The organism is Pseudomonas congelans, assembly GCF_900103225.1.
Lineage (GTDB): Bacteria > Pseudomonadota > Gammaproteobacteria > Pseudomonadales > Pseudomonadaceae > Aquipseudomonas > Aquipseudomonas congelans.
Genome location: NZ_FNJH01000001.1, coordinates 1,229,636 through 1,244,700, shown reverse-complemented (window position 1 = coordinate 1,244,700; position 15,065 = coordinate 1,229,636). Strand labels below are relative to the sequence as shown.

Sequence of the window (15,065 nt, the reverse complement as noted above, 5' to 3'; positions counted from 1 at the left end):
CGATTTCGTGGCGCGGATCCTGCAACGCGCACAATTTTTTCTTGGAAAATAAATGACTACTGAAACAGGGATTTTAGTTACTGAGTTCGCTTCGAGTCGCAGTGCTTACGAGGCGCTCTCTAGATCTGTTGCCGGATTGATTGAACGTTTGCTATCGGTGAATGGTATCGCAGTTCATTCAATAACTCAGAGATGTAAAACGGTAGAAAGTTTCTCTAATAAGGTGGAGAAAAAGAGTTCTTACGAGACGCTTGGGGAAATAACCGACTTAGCCGGTGTTAGAATTATTACTCTTTTTTTGGAAGATGTAGATGTAGTCGCTAAGCTGATCGAGCGCGAGTTTAAGATTGACAGATCCAACTCTATAGATAAGCGCGCGTCGCTAGATCCTGATAGGTTTGGATACCTATCACTCCATTATGTAGCATCACTCAATAAGTCTCGCAGTTCTCTTCAAGAGTATTCGGGGTTTGGAGAGCTAAAAGTAGAAATTCAAATTCGATCTATACTTCAGCATACATGGGCGGAAATAGAGCATGATATTGGCTATAAAAGCGCGGTGTAGGTTCCTAGAACCATAAGGCGACGCTTCTCTCGATTAGCAGGTCTATTGGAATTGGCGGATCAAGAGTTTATCGGTATACGGAAAGATTTGGATACGTATGACTCTAGTGTTAAAGATCGGATGAAGAAAGGAGATGCTGAAATTTTATTAGATAAAATATCCTTATCTAATTTTATTGCATCTAATGCAGTGTGTCTCGATATCGATCAAGCTATTGCTAAGATAAGGGGTATACCGCTTTACTCTAGCGAAGTGGTCCCTAGGGTGATGGAGGGTCTTCAGCAATTGGGAGTTCTAACTATTTCAGAACTTGAATCTAAACTCAACGAATTTCGTCATGCGATAATTGTGCGAATCGAAGATGTAGCGAGTCAAGTTTCACTCGGCCCTAAGAAAATACCATTCGGCTCTTGTATTTTCTTCCTTGTACAGGTAATGGTGGCGAGCACTAAAGATGAAAAGTTTATCACTGAGTATGTCGCGTTGAATCACTGGCCGAGTTCATTTGTCAAATATTTGATGAGTTTCGATCCATCGGAGCATTAGGCCCGGAGCATTCATGTTTTGTAACGAGAAGGAGGGTTGTATTCGCTTCATTTCGGGCTTGGTCTTTTCAGGGGGTAATCGATGTTATATTCACGGATTAGCCGATTGATCATTGTGTTACTCAGGCCAAGTTCGACCACAGCGGCCTTGCGCGATATACCGCGGTCGCGGGCGGCTTTGATCTGTAATACGTTCAGAGCGTCAGCTACCGGATCGGTCTGATACGGGATGAGGTTCGAAGCCGGAACGAACGCCGTGTATTCGAAGCCATGCACGCGTGCCATTTTCCGAAGCCGGTAGATGCTCAGGCCGGTTTCGCGCATGACGTCGGTGATCGTCATCGTCTCGGCAAGCTTGCGGACGACTTCCGCCTGCTCGGCACGGCGTTGCAGCGGTCTTGGATAACGTCTTGGGGAGCTGCGGCCCGTATTGCTTCTTAGTCCGCCGACGTGGGACAGGCTGGCGCGCTTCCGGCGCACTCATCCGGCCGTATTCCTTCGGCTTGGGCTTTAACGGAAAGCCTTTTTTGGTTTCGATCACGCCGCCACTTTTTATGAAAGCGGCCACCTTCGCCTCGAGGACGGCGGACCGCTCTTTGTTGCGCTGAATCATGCTCAGCTCTGGACTGATCATCAGCTGGCACCGTACAGCGCGAACAGCGCCAGGCCGGTAGCGATGGCAGCAGTCCAGCGCAGCATGCGAGTGGCGAACGACCGCTGACGTACAGGCTGGGCTTCCAGTTGAGCAGCGGCCTTGCAAGCGGCGCTGTGGCCGCGATGCACGCCGCATACATTACCTGTCGAGCGCTCGACGATGCCGAACTCGTTATTGCCGTTCGGCACGACCGTGAAGCGCGGCAGAGCTGCCGGGTTCTTGCGTCCGACCTTGTCGTAAAACTCGGCAGTGGAAAGGTTGCAGCGCTGGCGCAGGCCTTCGAGGATTGCACGACGCTGGCTGATTGTCTGATGCATATGAGGCTCCTTGACCGCATTGGCCAGATGCCAGGCACGGGTGACCAAACCAAGCCGTGAGACTGGCCTAGCACCTGCCGATGCGGTCGTTTTGATTAGGGGAGAGGGGACTTATGATGGTCCACGACAATGGCGGTTGCCATTGATGGTGTCGAAATAGTTATGGTTAATAGCGCTGATTGCACAGCGGGTGCGCAAGGCATAAGAAAGCCCGCGGGAGGCGGGCTTCAGGTGCTGGCTTTTATAGACAGTCGGACTTTTCTATCTGAAATTCGCTGATAGGTGAATCGCTTGAGTCATTGAATTTGTAATTTATGATGAGCCCTGACCTCACAAAGGGGCCTAAGCCTTTTTCATTGCAGGACGGCCCTATGGTCCGGACTCTTGCTTGCTTCGTAAACTCTTCAGAGTCGATTTCACTTTTCGCCTGTTTTGTAAGCGTGTAAGAGATCCGCATCGTTCCGTCTTTGTATTTTACTGAGTCTAGGCGGACTGAGTCGTCGAGCATTTTGGGAGTACCTATATCGAAGTACTTGGCCATACCTGTTAGCTTCCGTTCGCGCTCCTGCTTTGATTCTTCCGGAGCTACGCGCGCATGCCAGACCTGGAGCAAAGCAAAGACCGAGACCACTGTTATGAAAAAAACGATCAACCCGCGGTACTGCTTCAACAGATATCTCCATGGCAAAAGGCTATGTGCTATTTAATCATTCCGCTACGGTCGTCTCAAGTTAGAAGGCTCCGCTCCGTCCTCTGACACACCCACTTGCGGGCATTCAGATCACTCTCCGATGCCGTCTGGCGCTATGACAGAGGGCGGGCAGTTTTCGTCAGGCGGGGAAGGCAGCAACGGCCGCATCGATTGAGGCAGACCGTTCTCGGTTTTGCTGAGCTGTGCTCATGTTTTTGCGGACCAAAAAAAGGCCTACCAAGCGAGACGCCCGGTAAGCCCTTTATATATGTGGTGCCCCGAGCCGGGGTCGAACCGGCACGTCCAAAGGACGAGGGATTTTAAGTCCCTTGCGTCTACCAATTTCGCCATCGGGGCGGTAGCGCCAAGAGCAGGGAATATATACACCCGGCCCCCATGAAGCAAGCTTGAAAGCGTCTCGAAGGGTGCAAGACCCTGCTTTTTTATCCGTCAGAAATGCGTGGCAAATCATGAGGCTACGAAATTTTATTGGAGCAAAGGCTGACGTGCCTTGATCAGGCGGCTCAGGCTTTGCTGTCTTTCACCACCGCATCGTTAACCACGGCCTCGACCTTGTCAGCCAGTATTCGCAGGTAGCTCGCCAGGGCGACTTCTTCCAGGCGCAGGCCTTTGCGTTGTCGGGAGCGGGGGAGTTTGGCCAGGTTGCCGAGCAGGAAGCCTTCCAGAACCGCCGGGTGGATGTAGCATTTTCGGCAGATGGCGGGGGTGTTGCCCAGTTGTTTCGAGACGGCCTTGACCATGTCGACGATGTGCCGTTTGGCGTCGGCCTCTGGCTCCCAGTGCAGTTTTTGCAGCGTTGCCAGCGCCAGCGCACTGGCTGCCCAGGTCCGGTAGTCCTTGGCGGTGAAGTCCGAGCCGGTGAGGCTTTGCAGGTAGGCATTGATGTCGGATGAGGTTACTGCGTGGCGCACGCCGTCTTCGTCCAGGTACTGGAAGAGGTTTTGTCCTGGCAGCTCCATGCAGCGTTTGATCACGTTGGCCAGACGTCGATCCTTGACGCTGACCTTGTGCTCGACGCCGCTCTTGCCACGGAATTCGAAGAGGATCTGACCGCCTTTGACTTCAACGTGTTTGTTGCGCAGGGTGGTCAGGCCGTACGACCGGTTTTCCTTGGCGTACTGGCTGTTGCCGATGCGGATCAGGGTCGCGTCCAGCAATGAAATAACCGTCGCCATGACCTTTTCCCGGCCCATGCCTGGCTGAGCGAGCTGTGCTTCGATCTGCTTGCGCACTTTGGGCAGTGCATGGCCGAACTCTATCAGTCTCGAGTATTTGTCCTGATCACGTATTTCCCGCCAGCGCGGATGGTAGCGGTACTGCTTGCGCCCACGAGCGTCGCGGCCGGTGGCCTGCAGGTGACCCAGCGGGTCGGCACAGATCCACACCTCGGTGTAGGCGGGCGGGACTGCCAGTGCGTTGATGCGCTTGATCTCCGACTCGTCCTTGATGCGCTGACCCTTTGTGTCGAAGTACGCGAATTTGCCGCGCAGTACCTTGCGCGTAAGGCCCGGTTGAGTGTCGTCTACGTAATGCAGTTCACTGGCGGGCTGGCTGATGGCAGTCGAGTCAGGCATGGCTAAGTTCCAAAGGCAGTTAAAAACACTGACCTCGGCCTTTTCCGGTGGTGCCGTTTATTTGCTGCGTGGCTGTTTTTTTCCAAACGTCAGGCCAGCACTGCGACTGCCTTGATCTGTGCCCAGAGCGACTGGCCTCTGTGCAGGTTCAACTGGTCACTGGAATAGCGAGTGATGCGCGCGAGCAGCGGCGTACCGCTGGCGTCCAGCTTGACCAGGACGTGTGCCGAATTGTCGGCCAGCGCTTCCTCGACCACCGTGACCGGCAAGCGGTTGAGGATGCTGCTCTGATAATCGGGTTGCAGGTTGAGGCTGACATCCCGGGCCTGGACCTTGATGCGCAGAAGGGTGCCGACCTGCATCTGCGCGTGGGCGACGCGCATGCTCAGTTTGCTGTCGGGCAGCGTCACGGTGAGCAACTGGTAATGCTGATCATAAGCGCTGACCGTGCCCTCGATGACCACGCCCGCATCACTGCCCATCGCCAGCGGCAGGTCCAGCCGCGCCAGGGTTTCGTGGATTGGACCGCTGGCCAGTACGTTGCCTGCGTCGAGCAGCACCAGGTGGTCCGCCAGGCGTGCGACTTCATCCTGAGCGTGGCTGACGTACAGCATGGGGATGTCCAGTTCCCGGTGCAGGCGCTCCAGATACGGCAGGATTTCACTTTTGCGCCGGCTATCCAGCGCCGCCAGCGGCTCATCGAGCAGCATCAGCCGCGGGCTGGTCAGCAGGGCGCGTGCGATGCCCACGCGCTGGCGCTCTCCACCGGACAGCTTGTCAGGGCTGCGCTGCAGCAGGTGATCGATGCCGAGCAGTTCGGCGGCCTGGGGCAGTTGAATGCGGCGCTGCTGGCGCGGGATACGTTTCATCCCGAACTCCAGATTGTCCTGCACCGACAGGTGCGCGAACAGACTGGCCTCCTGAAACACGTAGCCGATCGCCCGCTTGTGCGGAGCCAGGAAAATACCTTTTTCGGTGTCCTGCCAGACCTCATCGTGAACGCGGATGAAGCCCTGATCGGCTTTTTCAAGACCGGCGATGCAACGCAGGCAGGTCGTCTTGCCCGAGCCGGAAGGCCCGAACAGCGCGGTGATGCCCGACCCGGGCAGGCTCAGGTCGGTACGGACGGTGAAATCAGGGTAGGCCATCTGCAGGCAGACTTCTATCGGCGACGCCATGACTCAGCTCCATGCCGTTTTGGCTTTGCCGCTGGAATACAGCGCCAACAGCACCAGAAAGGAAAAGACCAGCATCGCGCCAGCCAGCCAGTGCGCTTGCAGGTACTCCATGGATTCGACGTGATCGAAGATTTGCACTGACACCACACGGGTTTTCTCAGGAATGTTGCCGCCGATCATCAGCACCACACCGAACTCGCCGACCGTGTGCGCGAACCCCAGGATGGCAGCAGTAATAAACCCCGGCTTGGCCAGTGGCAGAATCACGTGGAAAAAGGTGTCCAAAGGCCCGGCCCGCAAGGTGGCTGCGACCTCTAGAGGGCGGGTGCCGATCGCTGCAAACGCGTTCTGCAGCGGCTGCACGACGAAAGGCATCGAATACAGAACCGAGCCGATCACCAGACCTGCAAAGCTGAAAGTCAGTGTGCCCAGACCCAGGCTTTGCGTGAGCTGACCCACCGCACCGTTGGGCCCGAGCAGCAGCAATAGGTAAAAACCGATAACGGTTGGTGGCAGCACCAGGGGCAGGGCGACGACTGCGCCAATCGGTCCCTTGAGCCATGAGTCAGTACGCGCCAGCCATAGGGCGATGGGCGTGCCGATGATCAGCAGGATAACGGTGGTCAGCGACGCCAGTTTCAGCGTCAGCCAGATCGCCGCGATGTCGGCACTCCCCAGCGGCATTTACAGCTGGTATCCGAAGGACTTGATGATCGCGGCGGCTTTCGGGCCCTTGAGGTACTCGACCAGCGCCTTGGCAGCAGCGCTGTCCTTGCCTTTGTTGAGGATGACCGCGTCCTGTTTGATCGGGTCATGCAGGTCATCCGGTACGATCCACGCCGAGCCGCTGGTCAGCTTGCCATCCTTGTAAACCTGCGACAGGGCTACGAAACCCAGCTCGGCATTGCCGGTGGAGACGAACTGGTAGGCCTGGGTAATGCTCTGACCTTCGACGATCTTGGCTTTGGTGGCGTCGGTAAGGCCCATTTTGCTCAGTACCTGGGTCGCCGCCAGGCCGTAGGGGGCCGTTTTGGGGTTGGCAATGGACAAGTGTTGATACTGATTGGCCTTGAGCACCTGGCCCTTGCTGTCGACATAACCGTCCTTGGCCGACCACAACGCCAGCGTTCCGACTGCATAGGTGAAGCGCGAGCCCTTGACGGTGTCGCCTTCCTGCTCGAGTTTTGCGGGTGTGGTGTCGTCAGCCGAGAGGAATACCTCGAACGGCGCGCCATTCTTGATCTGCGTGTAGATCTGACCGGTAGCGCCAAACGCGGCAACGAGCTTGTGGCCGGTGTCCTTCTCGAAGTCAGTGGCTATTGCCTGGATCGGCGCGGTGAAATTGGCCGCGACAGCGACCTGCACTTCATCGGCAGACGCGCTGGCTGCGGCAGAGGCGGCAAAGGCCAGCACTGAAAGCTTGAGAATGGTGCGCAGCGTGGTCGTTCGCATGAAACAGTTCCTTGATGATGAAAACATACGCCATCGGGATAAGGGCGCTTCGCTATATAGATAAATATATAGCGACAGCCTGTTGTTCTGAAAGCACTGTTTTACCGGGGAGACAGAATTTTCAACGCATTTTCAGCCAGTTGCCGCGTCAGCTCGGTGGCACCCAGCTGATGTTTGATACCGACTGCCTGGCCCGCCCAGAGGTTCACGAAGTCACTGCTGCCCAGTTTTTCCGCCTGCGCGCGCAGCGGCATCAAGGCCCCGCCCGCCAGCGGAAACGCCGGGGCGAGTGGGCTGATGGGGCCGGCCTCACGCATGATCCGGTTGACGATGCCTCGCGCCGGACGCCCGGTGAAGAGGTTGGTCAGCGCGGTCTGGCTGCTCGTGGCATCGTGCAGGGCTTGGCGATGCAGGGCGCTGACGCTGGCTTCCGGGCAGAACAGATACGCGGTTCCGACCTGTACTGCAGAGGCCCCCAGGACAAATGCCGCAGCGACACCGCGACCGTCTGCAATACCGCCTGCGGCGATGACCGGAATGCTTGTCGCGTCAGCGATTTGCGGGACCAGCGCAAAGGTGCCGACCTGGGTGTGCAGTTGATCGCTGAGGAACAGTCCCCGATGACCGCCTGCTTCGTAGCCCATGGCAATCACTGCATCGCAGCCATGTTGCTCCAGCCAGATCGCTTCCTCGACCGTGGTGGCTGACGAGATGATCTTTGCACCCGTGGCCCTGACCCGATCCAGTAACGATGGCTGAGGAAGGCCGAAATGGAAACTCACCACTTCCGGCCTCAAGCGCTCGATCAGCGTGCAGCTGTCGCTGTCGAAAGGTGCGCGGTTGGAGACTGGTGTTGGTGCATCGAAATCGGCCCCCAGTTCCTCGTAATAGGGCCTGAGCGACTGCTTCCAGCGTTCGGCCCGCTCGGCATCGTAGGCCGGAGGCTGATGGCAGAAGAAGTTCAGATTCAGCGGGGCGTTGCCGGTGTGCTCTCGGAAAGTGGCTACTTCCTGGCCGATTTTTTCAGGGGTGAGCATGGCGCAGGGCAGCGCCCCCAAGCCGCCAGCCCTGGCCACAGCAATAGCCATCTGCGATCCGCTGGCGCCGGCCATGGGGGCTTGCAGCAAGGGCAGTTCTACGGCGAACAGTTCTGTGATGCGGCTATCTGGCCATTGGCTCATGTGTTTCTCCGGCAGGCATTCGGGAAGCGCTCATTGAGCGCGAGAATGGTGTGAATGGCAAACGCCACGTCGAGCGTCGACACGCCGGGAAGTCCGCTCGGTTGACATAAAAAACGATCGGTCTACTATTCGAGCATGACCCAACCAACCATCCCGCTACCGACTCCCTCACTCGCCAGGCCCCGGCGTCCCGGCCGGCCGCCGAAAGTGGACCGCGATAACCTCGAGACCCGCGAGGCGCTGCTGCGTCGCGGTCTGGAAGTGCTCACCGAGCAGAGTTTTTCGGCCACAGGGCTGGATTACATCCTCAAGGAAGTCGGTATTCCCAAAGGCTCGTTCTATCACTACTTCCCCAGCAAGGAAGCCTTCGGCCGGGCGGTACTGGATGAGTACGCGCGCTATTTTGCGCAGCGCCTGGACCACTGGCTGCTGGATGAAGCGCTTTCGCCACTGGAGCGACTGGTCAGCTTTGTGCAGAGCGCCAAGAGCGGTATGGCGCGACACGACTATCGACGCGGTTGCCTGGTCGGCAATCTTGGCCAGGAAATCAGTCTGTTGCCGGACGGATTTCGCGACGTACTGGAACAGACACTGCTGGACTGGCATTCGAAGCTGGCGGGGTGCCTGAGGGCTGCGCAGTCAATGGGCGAATTGGCCGCAGATGCTGACTGCGATGAGCTGGCCGCGTTTTTCTGGATCGGCTGGGAAGGTGCAGTACTGCGTGCCCGGCTGGTCAAAAGTGCTACACCACTGAACACATTCATTGCCGGCTACCTTCGCGGTCTGCCGCAATGATTTCTCTTCAGATCTATTTAAAGACGATCAGTCTAAATTGGAGGCGCATATGTTCAAGGGCATCTTGATCGACAAGGACGAGGCGGGCTACCACGTCAATCTGAGTGATATCGACGAAGCGCGGTTGCCCCCGGGCGACGTGACGATAAACGTGTCGCACAGTACGCTCAACTACAAGGATGCGCTGGCGATCACCGGTCAGAGCCCGATCGTGCGCAGCTTCCCGATGGTGCCGGGCGTCGATCTGGCCGGTACGGTCGAAGCCAGCGATACCCCTGAGTTCAAGACCGGGGACAAGGTTCTGCTCAATGGCTGGGGTGTCGGCGAAGGGCATTGGGGCGGCCTGGCGCAAAAGGCCCGGCTCAAGAGCGAATGGCTCATTCCGCTGCCACAGGCCTTCACGCCGGCGCAGGCGATGGCCATCGGCACGGCGGGCTACACCGCGATGCTCAGCGTCCTGGCACTGGAGAAGCACGGTTTGACGCCTGACCACGGCGATGTGCTGGTCACCGGCGCGAATGGCGGGGTCGGCAGCTTTGCCATCGCCATCCTGGCCAGGCTCGGCTACCGGGTCATCGCCTCTACCGGGCGGGCCTCGGAAAGTGACTACCTGAAGCAACTCGGCGCGGCGCAGATCATTGACCGGCAAACCCTTTCGCAGCCGGGGCGGCCTCTGGCCAAGGAGCAATGGGCGGCGGCAGTCGATTCTGTCGGCAGCCACACCCTGGCCAATGTGTGCGCCGGTATTCGTTATCGCGGTGTGGTGGCGGCCTGTGGTCTGGCGCAGGGCATGGAGTTTCCCGGGTCGGTTGCGCCGTTCATTCTGCGCGGTGTCACGCTGGCGGGTATCGACAGCGTGACTCGCCCGCGCGCAGACCGGCTGGAAGCCTGGTCGAGGCTGGCGAGCGACCTGGACATGTCGTTGCTGCCGTTGATCAGCCGTGAAGTCGGCTTGAGCGAGGTGATCGACCTCGCGCCGCAATTGATTGCAGGCCAGGTCCGTGGCCGGATCGTGGTGGATACCGCACGCTGAGTGAATCAGAGTGCGTCGGCACGGGCACACTCGAGTGCGCCCAGTGCGCGATGCACCTGCGCTGTGCCGAGCCCGGTTTCGCATAATTGCAACGGCGTGCGACCGCCGAGTGAGGTGTTACGGGCAACCAGCCACTGGCCGGCACGTTCGGGCGTTGCAAACACCTGCAGCGTGTGGCTGGCAATCATCGCCACACGGTCCAGGCGTTCGGAGGCCACCAGGTCCAATGACTTTTGCTGGCGCTGACGGCGTTCGAGGGTTGAAATCGATGCGTTGAAGAGCGCTTCCATTTGCGTGGGGCCGAGGGCCAGCGCGTCCCGAACTGCGCGGATCCAGCGAGGTGCAAAGCCCGCCTGAATGTTGGTCAGGCGTTCGGCTTCGCTGCGCTGACTGAGCTGGTGGGTCAGCAACCAGAAACTGGCCGCTGCCTCACGACGGCCACGTGTTTTGCTGGCAGAGGACGGAATCAAGGTGTGTGCGGGCCTTCGATGGCGGAAAGGACGGCCAAGGCTATCTCAGGGGAGGCGTCGTTCAAGCAGCAGGATGTTACCGGGGATTGCCTGACGGGAAAGGTGGTCCGCTGCAGCGCAGGTGTAGCGCCAGAGCCCTCGTGCTAAAGTCGGTCGCCTGAATACGAATGAAAAGCGCCGTGGCTGTTGGCACGCGCTTGCACCAGAAAAGGCGTCGCTCCCTATGCCGCACGACCCTCACACCGACCAGGACGCACGCATTGTCAGCCAGCCTTCGCTGCCCGACGTCAACAAGCCGCTGCGCCTCTACCTCGATCGCCTGGCGCCTTCTAGCCGCCTGACCATGACCTACGTTCTGCAGGATGCGGCGGACCGGCTGGGCATGGCTGACGTCGATATTCATGATATTCCCTGGCACACCCTGCAACCCGGCCACGTGACCGCGCTGGTCGCAACGCTGCGCCAGGATGACTACGCGCCCAATACCACCTCGCTGTATGTGAATGCCATTCGCGGCGTGATGAACGAAGCCTGGCGGCACGACCTGATCAGTCACGATCAACTGTTGAAAATCCGCTCGATAAAACCGGTCAGCGGTACGCGACTGGTCAAGGGCCGCAACATCCGTCGCACGCTGATTCGTGAGCTGATGGAAGCCTGTGCTGCCGACCCCAGGCCGCAAGGGCGTCGCGATGCGGCGATCATTGCAATTCTGTATGGCTCGGGGATGCGCAAGTCCGAGTCGGTCAACCTCGACCTTTCGCAGATCGATTTCGCCGAGCGCAGCCTTCGGGTGCTGGGCAAAGGCAACAAGCAACTGATCAAGTACGCCCCCGAATGGGCCTTCAAGGCGCTGAACGACTGGCTGGAACTGCGCCGGTCGTGCCTCCAGCCGGGGCAGGGCGATGACCCGTTCCTGTTCAACCGGATCCGCCGTGGCAGCCATATCACCCGCGACAGAATCACCAAGCACGCCATCTACTTCATCGCCAAGCAGCGCGGGCGCCAAGTGGGCGTGAACATCATGCCCCACGATTTTCGACGTTCGTTCATCACCCGGGTGATCGAAGAGTTCGATCTGTCGATTGCCCAGAAGCTCGCGCATCACACGCACATCTCGACCACCGCCAGTTACGACATGCGCAGTGACAACGAGCGGCGCAACGTTGTGGACGGGTTTGATCTTTGAGCAAAAAAAAGCCACCTCGCGTAAACGGGGTGGCTTAAAAGATCTAACCAAAGGAGTGATGAAGCAGAGCAGAGATTCATCGGCATCGCGACGCGGATTCGCGAGTCCGGGAGAAATGTTCGTTCATCGCCGGCAACGTTAACACCGCCGCTGCCGATTCAGTTATCAGCGTTATCGATAGCCGTCATCGTCAAAAAAAATAGGACGGTGCACCGGTCTGCGCATCGCCATCCAAAAACCGGATAGTTCGACCCTGAGCTATCCGGCAATCGGATAGCCAATAACTGGCAACAATTTCATGCTTTGCCGCACTTGAAACGTACGGGACTGAGCATGGAAAAGTTCGATATACACCGTAAAACCCGATTCGACTCGCTGGTACACGAGTACGGGCTGGATGGCAGCCGCCTGCTGCCGTGGGAAGGCTACCCGATGCCGTTCGCCGGTGGCTGGTGCGTGGTCCGTCCGGGCACCTGCAGCGAAGCACACACCCAGATCGATCAGGAAATCTTCATTGCCATCAAGGGCAGTGCGCGTCTGGTTGTCGGTGACAGGCAGATGGATTTCACCGTTGGCGATATCGCCGCCATTCCGAAACACACCAACCATTACGTCATCAACGATTCCGCCGAGGACTTCCACTTCTATGTGGTCTGGTGGGACATGAACTACGTGAACGCGTTCGTGGCGCAGCACAGCGAGACCACGGGGTGCATGGATGAGTAAGTTCATCGTCACCATCACGCCGCCGACCCCCAACGGCGATTTGCACATAGGCCATATCGCCGGGCCGTTTCTGGCCGCTGATGTCTTTACCCGCGTGCAGCGCCAGCGTGGTCACGAGTGTGTGCTGGTGTCCTACTCCGACGATTACCAGTCCTACATGCTGCGCAAAGGGCTGGAGCAGGGCGTCGACCCGGTCGAGCTGGCCAGGCGCAACTCCGACCGTATTGAAGCCTCGCTGGCGGCGATCAACATACAGCCCGACAACTGGATGCGCCCGCACGACAACCCGTGGTTCGCCGAAGCGGTTGGCGAGGTGTTCGGTGCGCTGCGTGATGCTGGCGCGATCGAATGTCGGGATTCCAGCGAGCCGTATTGCCCTGATTGCGATGTCTGGGGCTACGAAGCCTTTGCCCGGGGCAACTGCAATCATTGCGGTGCCGAGTCCGACGCCAGCCAGTGCGAGAACTGTGCCCAGGCCCCTGATGCCGAGTTGATGACGGACTTGCGCTGCAAGCTCTGCAGCCAGCCCTCGCAATGGAAAAACGCCCATCGCGCGTTTCTGAAACTGGCCGGGTTCAAGCCGCAGTTGCGTGACCGCCTGCTGGGCCAGTCATGGCGCAAGCCGCTCGACAGCTGGTTGCGAGACAGCCTGGAGCATCTGCACGACTGGGGCGTCACGCGTCCGGGCGACGCCGGGCTCGACCTGCAGGCTGACGGCTCGTGCCGGGTGCACACCTGGTTCATGGGGCTGGCGGGCTATATGGCGGCATTTCGCGAGTATGCCGACCGCGTCGGGCGTCCGGAGCTGTTTCGCCAGTACTGGCAGTCGGGGCAGGGCACGCTGGTGCATTTTCTCGGTTTTGACTGTGTGTTCAGCCACGCCATCGTCTATCCGGCGCAACTGTCGGCGCTGCGCGACATCAAGGTCCGCCAGCGCTTCATGCCCAATCAGTTTCTCAAGCTGGACGGCCTGAACCTGTCGACCAGCCGCAACCACGCGATCTGGGTCGGTGACCTGGCCCGCGAAGCCTGCGCCGACAGTGCGCGCCTGTATCTGGCGAGCATTGCACCCGAGGAAAGCGAAGGTGATTTCCGCCTGGCGCAGTTCCTTGCATGGCGGACAGAGGTGTTCAACGAGTTTTTCCCGGCCTTGCTGGACGCCGGAAGCAACCGCGACGACAGCTGGTGGAGCGGCCTCTGCGGGGCAGACGCCGGACTCCTCGAAGCGTTGCGCGTGCAATGGAGCAAAGCCTCGGAGCCTGCGCAGTTTTCGATGAAACGCATGGCTCAGGTGCTGCTGGATGCGATCGCCATTACTCGCACGCGTCTGGCCGAAGGTCGCCCGGTCAGCCATCTGGCGGCATTCATCGCGGTGTCCGGCAAGGCGCTGATTCCGGACATGTCAGGGCAGATCATCAGCGCGTTCGGACTCCCCGAGGCCCGCGTCAGCGCCACGCTCATGAACGGCGCGGCCGCTGAATACTCCATCTGAACGGATTCACGACAATGCTTATCGATTATGAGATAGCGGTCATTGGCGCTGGGATCACCGGCGCCAGTATCGCGGCGAAGCTGTGCAGCGCCGGTGTGTCGGTCGCGCTGATTGACAAGGGTGCAGCCGGCAGCCTGGGTGCAACTGGTTATTCCGGCGGACTGGTTCGCCTGTATGACAGCGATCCGCTGCTGATGGAGCTGGCGGCCTATTCCATCAGTCTGATAAACGATGGTGTTTTTGCGACCACTTACGCCACTGCGTTACGGCGTACCGGGGTGATTTACCGGGCTGCCACGGACCAGCTGGATAACCTGCACCGCGCCATCGACCAGTACGGCAGCGAACGCTACCCGATGCGCCTGCTGTCAGGTCATGAGCTTGATGGCAGGCGCTACCCGCATTGCCCGGCGCTGGACCGGCTCAACCTGTTCGAACCGCGTGCCTGCGTCGGCAATGTGCGCCAGGCCGTCGCCGCGCTGTGTCAGTCGGTACGCCAGCAGGGCTTAGTGCTCGAGCATCGCGAGATCAAGTCCATCGACTGCCGTGCGCCCGACCTCGTGCACATCGACCTGGGCAGCGCCACGCTGCGTTGCCGGGCCGTGGTGGTCGCTGCCGGTGCCTGGAGCCAGCACCTGGTGCCGCACTCGGGACTGGAAGCACGCTCGATTCCGCTTGCCCGGGTGCTGACCGAAAGCGACTGGTCAATGCCGGTGATCGATGCGGTGACCCAGAGCTACGGCATACCGCTGACTCGGCATATCGTGCAGACCGGCTGTGGCGCGCGCGATAGCGGCCTGTGGCCCGAGCACCTTGCGCAGCCTGACGCACGGCATGCCGAGGACGCCTGCAAGCGCATCGCCCAGTTGTGCGCCTCGGCAGGCAAGCCGCATGTGCTCGATGTGTTGCCCGGTTTCGACAGCTACAGCGCCGACGGTCGACCGATGCTGGGGTTCTGCGCCGAGCGCAGCCCGGTGTATCTGGCTGCAGGCATGTCCGGGCTGGGCTTCAAGTTCGCGCCCGGCTTGGCGCAGATTGCTGCCGAGCAACTGCGCAGGCATCTGGCCGGAACGGATCGCGCTTGTTCTGGCTGGTCGGCATTGTCGCCAGGCAGATCGATGCCGGGCTTTTCGGCACAAGGCGTCGAACCGACGAGCGTGCAGTCGTGATGTCTTCGGTCG

Annotated in this window: 16 protein-coding genes, 1 tRNA gene and 1 pseudogene; 8 read left to right on the top strand and 10 right to left on the bottom strand. The window is 59.2% G+C overall.

The window, feature by feature from the left end; translation table 11 throughout:
- Positions 1-52 precede the first annotated feature (52 nt).
- Both BLR20_RS04920 and BLR20_RS04915 read left to right on the top strand, forming a co-directional pair.
- Complete coding sequence (locus BLR20_RS04920; RefSeq protein ID WP_054994193.1) at positions 53-565, top strand: GTP pyrophosphokinase; 513 nt, start codon at positions 53-55, stop codon at positions 563-565.
- 51 nt (positions 566-616) lie between these two features.
- A complete protein-coding gene (locus BLR20_RS04915; RefSeq protein ID WP_143009975.1) occupies positions 617-1,111 on the top strand; it encodes a hypothetical protein in 495 nt (164 codons plus the stop codon).
- A 47-nt stretch (positions 1,112-1,158) separates the two neighbouring features.
- On the opposite strand, the pseudogene BLR20_RS04910 reads toward BLR20_RS04915, so the two are convergent.
- The 9 genes and pseudogenes from BLR20_RS04910 to BLR20_RS04870 all read right to left on the bottom strand — a co-directional run bounded on the left by BLR20_RS04910 (position 1,159) and on the right by BLR20_RS04870 (position 8,179).
- Positions 1,159-1,744, bottom strand: a pseudogene (locus BLR20_RS04910) (hypothetical protein).
- On the bottom strand, positions 1,744-2,082 hold the full coding sequence (locus BLR20_RS27710) for a hypothetical protein (RefSeq protein ID WP_054994191.1): 339 nt from the start codon (positions 2,080-2,082) through the stop codon (positions 1,744-1,746). Before BLR20_RS27710 ends, BLR20_RS04910 begins: the two are co-directional and overlap by 1 nt.
- Before the next feature lie 241 nt (positions 2,083-2,323).
- On the bottom strand, positions 2,324-2,752 hold the full coding sequence (locus BLR20_RS04900) for a hypothetical protein (RefSeq protein ID WP_235810020.1): 429 nt from the start codon (positions 2,750-2,752) through the stop codon (positions 2,324-2,326).
- A gap of 292 nt (positions 2,753-3,044) precedes the next feature.
- Positions 3,045-3,130: transfer RNA gene (locus BLR20_RS04895), tRNA-Leu, on the bottom strand.
- A gap of 167 nt (positions 3,131-3,297) precedes the next feature.
- Positions 3,298-4,368 carry a DNA topoisomerase IB gene (locus BLR20_RS04890; RefSeq protein ID WP_024641437.1) on the bottom strand — a complete coding sequence of 357 codons (1,071 nt, stop codon included), beginning with the start codon at positions 4,366-4,368 and terminating at the stop codon, positions 3,298-3,300.
- Between the two features lie 89 nt (positions 4,369-4,457).
- A complete protein-coding gene (gene modC, locus BLR20_RS04885) occupies positions 4,458-5,546 on the bottom strand; it encodes a molybdenum ABC transporter ATP-binding protein (RefSeq protein WP_054994190.1) in 1,089 nt (362 codons plus the stop codon).
- A 3-nt stretch (positions 5,547-5,549) separates the two neighbouring features.
- Complete coding sequence (gene modB / locus BLR20_RS04880) at positions 5,550-6,230, bottom strand: molybdate ABC transporter permease subunit (RefSeq protein ID WP_054994189.1); 681 nt, start codon at positions 6,228-6,230, stop codon at positions 5,550-5,552.
- Positions 6,231-6,998 (bottom strand): molybdate ABC transporter substrate-binding protein, encoded by a 768-nt coding sequence (modA, locus tag BLR20_RS04875; protein ID WP_054994188.1) that lies wholly within the window; start codon positions 6,996-6,998, stop codon positions 6,231-6,233.
- A gap of 101 nt (positions 6,999-7,099) precedes the next feature.
- Positions 7,100-8,179, bottom strand: a complete 1,080-nt coding sequence (locus BLR20_RS04870) for an NAD(P)H-dependent flavin oxidoreductase (protein WP_054994187.1) — start codon at positions 8,177-8,179, stop codon at positions 7,100-7,102.
- Between the two features lie 135 nt (positions 8,180-8,314).
- On the opposite strand from BLR20_RS04870, the gene acuR reads away from it, so the two are divergent.
- On the top strand, positions 8,315-8,974 hold the full coding sequence (gene acuR, locus BLR20_RS04865) for an acrylate utilization transcriptional regulator AcuR (protein WP_054994186.1): 660 nt from the start codon (positions 8,315-8,317) through the stop codon (positions 8,972-8,974).
- 49 nt (positions 8,975-9,023) lie between these two features.
- Entirely contained in the window at positions 9,024-10,007 is a 984-nt protein-coding gene (acuI, locus tag BLR20_RS04860) for an acrylyl-CoA reductase (NADPH) (protein WP_054994185.1), read from the top strand.
- A gap of 5 nt (positions 10,008-10,012) precedes the next feature.
- Here acuI and BLR20_RS04855 read toward each other — a convergent pair whose 3' ends face one another.
- Positions 10,013-10,477, bottom strand: a complete 465-nt coding sequence (locus tag BLR20_RS04855) for an antitoxin Xre/MbcA/ParS toxin-binding domain-containing protein (RefSeq protein WP_054994184.1) — start codon at positions 10,475-10,477, stop codon at positions 10,013-10,015.
- Between the two features lie 223 nt (positions 10,478-10,700).
- Between BLR20_RS04855 and BLR20_RS04850 the strand changes: the two genes are divergently transcribed.
- From BLR20_RS04850 to BLR20_RS04835, 4 genes are all read left to right on the top strand, one after another.
- On the top strand, positions 10,701-11,666 hold the full coding sequence (locus BLR20_RS04850) for a site-specific integrase (RefSeq protein ID WP_010430045.1): 966 nt from the start codon (positions 10,701-10,703) through the stop codon (positions 11,664-11,666).
- A gap of 333 nt (positions 11,667-11,999) precedes the next feature.
- Positions 12,000-12,392, top strand: a complete 393-nt coding sequence (locus BLR20_RS04845; RefSeq protein WP_010430047.1) for a cupin domain-containing protein — start codon at positions 12,000-12,002, stop codon at positions 12,390-12,392.
- The gene (locus BLR20_RS04840; RefSeq protein ID WP_054994183.1) at positions 12,385-13,884 is read left to right on the top strand and encodes a methionine--tRNA ligase; all 1,500 of its coding nucleotides are present in this window, start codon (positions 12,385-12,387) and stop codon (positions 13,882-13,884) included. The genes BLR20_RS04845 and BLR20_RS04840 overlap by 8 nt, the downstream gene beginning before the upstream one ends.
- A 14-nt stretch (positions 13,885-13,898) precedes the next feature.
- Entirely contained in the window at positions 13,899-15,053 is a 1,155-nt protein-coding gene (locus BLR20_RS04835; protein ID WP_054994182.1) for an NAD(P)/FAD-dependent oxidoreductase, read from the top strand.
- The last annotated feature ends 12 nt before the right edge of the window (positions 15,054-15,065 follow it).